The sequence below is a fragment of the Thalassobacterium maritimum genome (assembly GCF_031127805.1).
In the GTDB taxonomy this organism is placed as follows: Bacteria; Verrucomicrobiota; Verrucomicrobiia; order Opitutales; family Coraliomargaritaceae; genus Thalassobacterium; species Thalassobacterium maritimum.
Window position 1 is genome coordinate 1 of sequence record NZ_JARXHW010000189.1, and the last position, 713, is coordinate 713.

At 51.9% G+C, this 713-nt stretch carries 1 protein-coding gene; it reads right to left on the reverse strand.

What is annotated here, in order from left to right; all coding sequences use genetic code 11:
* A partial coding sequence (locus QEH52_RS19975) for a site-specific integrase (RefSeq protein WP_308952728.1) occupies nucleotides 1-701 on the reverse strand: 701 nt, incomplete at its 3' end.
* Nucleotides 702-713 lie beyond the last annotated feature (12 nt).

Below are 713 nucleotides of genomic sequence, written 5' to 3' on the forward strand. Positions count from 1 at the left end.
GGGTTCGCCTTCACATAGTCGCTAAAATCTCCCAGTTCCATTTTACGCACCTCGCGCAGAAAAAAGACACCCGCGTTCAAAGCCTGACGCTGCGTGCCTGCAGCAACCCCCTCTTCCACCGCAAGATAACTCAAGAAGCGCTTCAAACCCGCCTCATCAAAGGCCTCCAAGCCATCCTTGTGCTGCAAAAAACGCTCCATGCGCCGAATCCAACCCAAATAGCTTTCCTCCGTTCGCAAAGCCATTTGTCTAACACGCATTAAGCGCACCGTCTCTTCATACCACGGATCTAAAGGCACCTTTGCCTGTATCTCGGACAGCGTGTGCGCATACTGCTGCCGCCCATCACCAAAACCTCCCTCGTTCGGCACATTTGATGCATCCGAAGACATCTCTACCTCAGCGGAGGTCTCCTTTGGCTCGAGCGAATGAACCTCTGATACATTACGCCGAATCGGAGCCTCCCGAAAAAACCAATTCAGGCCATCGGTCCACTGCCTCAACTGCCATTGCTTTGGATGCCGTGCTTCAACAAGATGCTCGATGAAACAACGCGCCGAAACTTTGGTCACTGGAGACGACTCCCGTTTCAAATACCCGAGGTACCAATTAATGATGACGCGATGCCGGTCACGCTCCTTAAGCGGTAAATCTGCCGCCTCTAACGCGTCCGACCATTTAGGGAATGATAATATGGTCATAAGTTCATACAT